Annotated in this window: 3 protein-coding genes and 2 pseudogenes; all 5 read left to right on the forward strand. The window is 71.9% G+C overall.

All coding sequences use genetic code 11. From position 1 onward, the window contains the following. Positions 1–1,123: 1,123 nt before the first annotated feature. Positions 1,124–2,026, forward strand: coding sequence for an NADH-quinone oxidoreductase subunit J family protein (locus DQW85_RS47155; protein ID WP_240197515.1), 903 nt, complete (start codon positions 1,124–1,126; stop codon positions 2,024–2,026). Continuing rightward, positions 2,027–2,308 (forward strand): annotated as a pseudogene (gene nuoK / locus DQW85_RS30125) (NADH-quinone oxidoreductase subunit NuoK); the annotation flags it as partial. It lies immediately after the preceding gene. Positions 2,309–2,553: 245 nt separating this feature from the next. Continuing rightward, positions 2,554–4,578: an NADH-quinone oxidoreductase subunit 5 family protein gene (locus tag DQW85_RS30130; protein WP_113703207.1), complete on the forward strand. Its 2,025-nt coding sequence runs from the start codon at positions 2,554–2,556 to the stop codon at positions 4,576–4,578. Next, positions 4,578–6,383: a complex I subunit 4 family protein gene (locus DQW85_RS30135; protein ID WP_113703208.1), complete on the forward strand. Its 1,806-nt coding sequence runs from the start codon at positions 4,578–4,580 to the stop codon at positions 6,381–6,383. The genes DQW85_RS30130 and DQW85_RS30135 overlap by 1 nt, the downstream gene beginning before the upstream one ends. Continuing rightward, a pseudogene (locus DQW85_RS30140) lies at positions 6,380–6,727 on the forward strand (hypothetical protein); the annotation flags it as partial. The gene DQW85_RS30135 and the pseudogene DQW85_RS30140, both read left to right, overlap by 4 nt.

Consider the following 6,727-nt stretch of genomic DNA (forward strand, 5'->3'; position numbering starts at 1 on the left):
CTCGCCGCCCCGCCGGCCCAGGTGCGGGCCAGGGCGCCACCGCCCGCCCCGCCCCGGGCACCGGGGAAGAGACCCCGGCCCGGGGTACGGCTGCGGTCAGGGGACAAGCCGGAGCCAGGGGTACGGCTGCCGCCGAGGGCCGCCCGTCCAGTACGTCCACCGCCGAGGGCCGCCCGCCCCGCACGGCTGCCGCCGAGGGCCGCCCGCCCCGTACGTCCGCCGCCGAGGGGGGCCCGTCCAGTTCGTCCGCCGCTCCCGAACGCCCCCCTACTGGCAGGCCCGGCCCAGGAGCCGCCGCCGAGAGGCGCGCAGACGGCACGTCCGGCGCCGCGTCCACCGACGTCCAGCCGCCCGCCACCCCGAGCGGAGAGCACCGACCGGAGCCGTCGGCCCCCGAGGGCAGAGCAGCGGAAACGCCGGAGACCCGAAGCCGGTCAGCCGGAACGTCGAACCGGTCAGCCGGAACGTCGGACGCCCGGAGCCGGTCAGGCGGAACGCCGAACACCGACAGCCAGACAACCGGCGCGGTGGCTGCCGAGAGCCCGCTGCCAGGGGCAGGACGCTCATCCACAGCCGCCGATCCCGACGCGGAGTTGTCCACAGCCGCCCAGCCAGACGGCACCTCATCCACAGAGCCGCCCCCGCAACCGTCCGCGGAGCAGCCCCCAGCCGAAACGCACCGGTCCCCCGGTCGACCGACAACCGGCACGCCGTCATCCACCGGGCAACCTACGGCGTCCACCGGGCAACCTACGGCGCAGCCGACGGCATCCGCCGGGCAACCTGCGACTCCGTCTCCGGCGGAGTCGGAGTCTCCGCCGGAGACTGTTGCTGGGGCGGGCTCTTCCGCCGAGGAGGGGCGCTCTTCGGGGGCGAGGGCCGTCCCGACGCGTCCTCCGGACGCGGCCCCGCCTCCAGGGGAGTCTCCCGCCGGAACGGCATCCACAGGCGACTCGTCCCGCGAAGAGTTGTCCACAGCTGAAGGCGAGCCGCAACCGAGCCCCGGCCCGGAGGAGCAGAATTCTGGCGCGAGACCGCGCAGGCGCAGGATGGCCGACCCCCGATCCATCCGCCCGCCCGGGCGGCTCGGTCCTGACGAGACAAGGGAGCACGAGGAGGAGTCGTGACCGAAGCGGTGCCCTCCTACCTGTCACCCACCGGCCAGGAAATCGTCTTTCTGCTGCTGGGCGCGGTGGCGGTCGGCTCCGCGCTGCTCGTCGTCACGACCCGACAGCTCGTCCACGCCGCTCTGTGGCTGGTCGTCTGCTTCGGTGCGCTCGCAGGCTGCTATCTCGTACTGACGGCGGAGTTCGTGGCCTGGGTCCAGGTGCTCATCTACGTGGGCGCGGTGGTGGTGCTGATGCTGTTCGGCATCATGCTCACTCGTGCCCCGATAGGCCGCTCCGCCGACCTCGACAGCGGCAACCGGGTGGTGGCTGCGGTGGTGGCCGTGGCGACGGCGGCCATCCTGGTCACGGTGGTGATCGACGGCTTCCGTACGGCCTATGCGCCGCTCACTCCGGGCCCCGGGGCGGCGAAGGAGCTGGGTGCCAGCGTGTTCAGCACGTGGGTGCTGCCTTTCGAGGCGCTGTCCGTGCTGCTGCTGGCCGCCCTGATCGGTGCGATCGTCCTGTCCCGCACGGATATACCCGGTGGTTCCCCAGAGGTTGACGGCGCATCTCCTGGCCAACCGGACGGCGTCCCCGCTCCCTCCGCAGGTCCTTCGCCCCAGCCCGGTGCCCCTCCGGCCCACGCTCCTGCTGGTTCCCCCGCGCCAACGACAAGGGACGCGGAGGCTGGGGATGACGCCCCGCCGGGCGAGAAAGGCGATTCGGCAGCTCAGGCGGCCGGTGGTTCGCCTACTGAGGCAGGCGGTTCGGCGGCTGAGGATCGTGGGTCCGTTGGTGAGGAAGCCGGTTCGGCGGCCCGGGGACGTGGTGGAGCGAGGGATACGCGTTCCGACCAGACCGACGGCTCCTCTCAGCAAGCCAAGGGAGCGCCATCTGACGAGTCCGGGGGGCACTAAGTGCACATCGTCTACCCGGCGGTCGTCTCCGCGCTCCTCTTCTCCATCGGGGTGTACGGCGTGCTCGCGCGCCGCAACACGATCCTCGTGCTCATGTCGGTGGAGCTGATGCTCAACGCCGTCAACCTCAACCTGGTGGCGTTCGACGTGTGGCTGCGCGACCGGTTGCACAGCGGCCAGGTGCTCACGTTGTTCGTCATCGTGATCGCCGCCGCGGAGGTGGGTGTGGGGCTGGCCATCGTGCTCGCCCTTTACCGCAACCGCAAGACCGTCGACATCGACCACCTGCGCGACCTGGCCGAGCCCGGTGACGAGGCGCCCGCCTCCACGGAGACATCAGGCCGCTTGCCCGGTGCCGCCGTCCACTCCAACGATCAGGTCGGGCAGCAGCAGTCGCCGAACCGGCCGTGGGGCTCGGCGGGAGCGCCCACTCTGTCCTCCGCCCTCCCCGCCGACGCGCCCGCTGCTCCTGGCGGGTCCGGGAACGGGCGGGGCGATGAGCAGGCCGCTGAGCGAAGGGGCAACCTGTGACGAACTTTCCGTTGCTGGCAGTGCTCCTGCCCTTCGTGGCCGCCTTCGCGGGCCTGCTGCTGTCGCGCCGGCCGTACCTTCTGCTCGGGCGCCGCTCGCGTCCGGGCGTGGCTGGGGCCAAAGCAGACGCACCCGCGAGGAGTGGCGATACGTCCGCGGCGGGTGGCGATGTGTTCGGGACGGGTGGCGATGCGTCCTGGACGGGCGGCGAAGCGGACGAGCGGCGGAGGCGGGCGCATGCGCGTGCCGCGTGGATCGCGGTCGTTCCGACGGCCGTGTCCGTTGTGCTCGCCCTCTGGCTGGCCTGGGCACCCGGCTTCGCGTACATCGTGGGAGCCGCCCCGTCCGAGCCCGTCGGCAGCACCTACGGGTCGATCATCACCGGTGGCATCCCGATCTCGCTGACCCTCCAGGCCGACGACCTGTCCGCCATTCTCGGCGTCCTGGTGACGCTCGTGGCGCTGGCCGTGCAGGTCTACTCGGTCGGCTATCTCCACGACGACCCGCGCTACCCGTCCTACAGCGCCTTCGTCAGCCTGTTCACCAGCGCGATGCTGCTCGTCGTGTACTCCGGCGACCTCCTGGTCCTCTACGTGGGCTGGGAGATCATGGGGCTCTGCTCCTACCTCCTCATCGGCCACTGGTGGGAGGACCGGGGCAACTCCCGGGCGGCGGTCAAGGCGTTCCTGGTCACCCGGCTGGGTGACGTCGGGTTCCTGTTCGGCATCTTCGTGCTCGGCGTCGCCGCGGGGAGTTTCCGCATCGCGGACGTGCTCGCCAAGGTGCCCGAGATGTCCATGGGGACGCTGGTGGCCGCGACGATGCTGCTGCTCGCCGGTGTGGCCGGCAAGAGCGCGCAGGTGCCGCTGCACACCTGGCTGCCCGACGCGATGGCCGGTCCGACCCCCATCAGCGCGCTGATCCACGCCGCCACCATGGTCGCCGCCGGGATCTTCATCGTGGCCAGGCTCTTCCCGGCGTTCGTGGTCGCCCGGCCGACGATGGACCTGCTGGCCGTCATGGCCGCGCTCGGCATGCTCGGCGCCGCCCTGGCCGCGCTCGCCCAGGACGACCTGAAACGGGTGCTCGCCTACTCCACCATCAGCCAGCTCGCGTACATGGCCGGAGGGCTCGCCGCGGGATCCGACAGAGCCGCGATCTTCCACCTGCTCACGCACGGTGCGTTCAAGGCCCTGCTCTTCCTCTGTGCCGGCGTCGTGATCCACTACGTCGGGACCAACCTGATGAGCCGGATGGGCGGGCTGCGGCGGCAACTGCCGGTGACGTTCGTGGCGATGACGGTGGGGTTCGCCGCCCTGATGGGCATCCCTCCGGCCAGCGGTTTCTTCAGCAAGGACGCGCTGCTGCTCGCCATGGACCGAGCGCTGGCAGGCGGAGTCTTGACGGACGCGGCCGCTCTGCTCCTGTACGGCTGCGCGCTCGCGACCGTCGCCGTCACCGGGGCCTACGCCGCCAGAGCCTGGCTGCGCACGTTCTTCGGCCCGGCGAGAGCCGTGGCCCTGCCCGAACCCGAGCCCGGCACGGCCCATGTCGTCGACGTCCGCGAGGCGCCGAGGACGATGCTGCTGCCCGTCGTGCTGCTGGCGGTTCCCGCCTTGTTGCTCGGATTCGTCGGCGGGGTCCACCTCGACCTCGGGGTGGCGGCTGTCAGCGTCGTGCTCGCCCTGCTCGGCGCCGGAGTGATCTACGCGTTCTGGCGCGGCGACCCCGTCACCGACCCGGCCCGGGTGCTCGGACCGCTGAGAGTGCCGTGTGAGCGGGCGTTCTACGTCGACGACCTCTACGCCGCCGTGTTCGCCCGGCCGGTGCTGGCGCTGGCCGGGCTGGTGGTCAGAACGGACGACACGGTGGTCGACGGCGCCGTGCGCGGCTCGGGCCGGGCGGCGCGCGGCCTGTCCGGGGTGCTGCGCCTCGCACAGAACGGCAACGTTCAGCTGTACGTGAGCGGTGTGCTCGCCGGAGTCCTGTTGATCGCGGTGGGGGCGGTGGTGTTCGCATGATGGGCTGGCTCGCCGTCGCGTTGCTCACCGTGCCGCTGCTCGGGGCCTTGCTGCTGGTGATCGCGCCGAACGCGCTCCGTCCCGTGCTGCGCGGTTACGGGCTGGCCGTGTCCGGGGCCACGCTGGCGCTGGCCGTCGTGCTGGTGGCGACGTTCGACTACGCGCGGGCGGCCCGGCCGCAGTTCACCGTGGACCGGCCGTGGATCCCTGGTCTTGATCTCCGCTTCCACCTGGGGGTGGACGGGGTGTCGCTGCCGTTGATCGCCCTGACGGCCCTGCTCACGTTCCTGTGCTTCGCCTACCTGAGCTGGGGCGACGGCCGGGCTCCCGGCCAGCTCCTGGAGCCGCGGGCCGGTGAGGCCAGGCCGAGGGCGCTGGTGTTCACGCTGCTCGTGCTCGAAGTCGGCATGATCGGCACGTTCCTCGCCCTCGACCTGCTGCTCTTCTTCGTGTTCTTCGAGATCGTGCTGATCCCGATGTACTTCCTGATCGCCATCTGGGGCGGCAAGGGGCGGCGGGCGGCGGCGATCAAGTTCATCCTCTACACGCTGCTCGGCTCGGTCGTGATGCTGCTCGGCCTGCTCCTCATCTGGGCCCAGACCGGCACGCTCGACATCGTCGCCCTCGGCCAGGCCCACGGCGCCGGCATGTCGCGCGCCGTGCAGATCATCGCGTTCGTGGCGGTCGGGATCGGGCTGGCGGTCAAGACGCCCATGTGGCCGCTGCACACGTGGCTCCCTGACGCGCACACCGAGGCGCCGACCGTCGGTTCGGTGCTGCTGGCCGGTGTGCTCCTCAAGATGGGCACGTACGGCTTCGCCAGGATCGCCATCCCCATCCTCCCGGAGGGGGCGGTGGCGGCGGCGCCCTGGCTGGGAGCGCTGGCCGTGGTCGGCATCGTGTACGGCGCCCTGGCCTGCCTGGCCCAGCGTGACCTCAAACGCATGATCGCCTACTCCTCCGTCGGGCACATGGGGTTCGTGCTGCTCGGGTTCGCCACGCTGACCGCGGTGGGCGTCAACGGCGCCCTCTTCGCGAACATCGCCCACGGGTTGATCACCGGCCTGCTGTTCTTCCTCGCCGGGGCCATCAAGGAGCGGTACGGTACCGCCGACATGCCATCGCTGGGTGGTGGCATGCTGGCCACGCTGCCGCACCTGGGCGCGATCCTGACGTTCGCGTGCGTCGCCTCGCTGGGCATGCCTGGTCTGGCCGGGTTCTGGGGGGAGATGCTGTCGCTTCTGGGGGCGTTCCAGCCAGTCGAGGCGTTGCCGCGCGAGCTGTTCCTGACGTTCATGGTGATCGGCGGGCTGGGGGCGGTGCTGACGGCGGCGTACTTCCTGCTCATGCTGTCTCGCGTCACCCACGGCCTTCCCGGACGGGCGGGCGTCGGCCCGGCGGCGTACGGGGTCGAGGCGGTTGACGAGCGGCCGGTGATGCCGGAGCCGCCTGGGCCGGTGGAAGCCGTTGACGGCGGTCCGCGAGCCCCCGAGGCGTTGCCGGGCGCGGTCGCGGAGGGTACGGAGGTCACGACGTCCGAGGTCGGGCCGGGGACTGGGGTAGGCGCTGCGGCTGGTTCCGTGGTGGGGACTGGGGTAGGCGCTGCGCCGGCCGCCGCGGTGGGGACTGGGGTGGGAACTGTGGAGCCGGGCGTGGGGGCGGCGGGCTTGCGTGATGTCCGGGGGTACGAGCTGGTCGCCTGGGTGCCGCTGATCGTGCTGATCCTGCTCTTCGGGCTCTGGCCCAAGCTTCTGCTGTCCCTCACCACGCCGGCCGTACAGACCTTGCTGGGAGGCCTGTCGTGATCCAGCAGATCGACTACTTCGTGATCGCCCCGCCGCTGACGCTGGCGGTCGTGGCCGGGCTCGTGCTGCTCCTCGACGCCTTCATGCCCGCACGCCCGCGGAACAGGACCGGGCTGGGGCTGGTCGCGCTCGGCGGGATCCTGGTCGCGCTCGGATTCGTCGTCGCGCAGGCCGTGCGCGGTGGGGGGCCGCTGTCCACGTTCTGTGTTCCCGATGCGCTGACCGGCGCGATCGGCGCGCAGGGGGCGACTGGGGCTGCCGGCACGGTGCCCGGTGGTGCCGCGGCGCCCGGTGGTGCGGCGGTGCCCGGCGGTGGTGCCGCGGTGCCCGGCGGTGGTGCGGCG

Origin of the sequence: Nonomuraea lactucae (assembly GCF_003313395.1) — a bacterium.
Classification (GTDB): Bacteria; Actinomycetota; Actinomycetes; order Streptosporangiales; family Streptosporangiaceae; genus Nonomuraea; species Nonomuraea lactucae.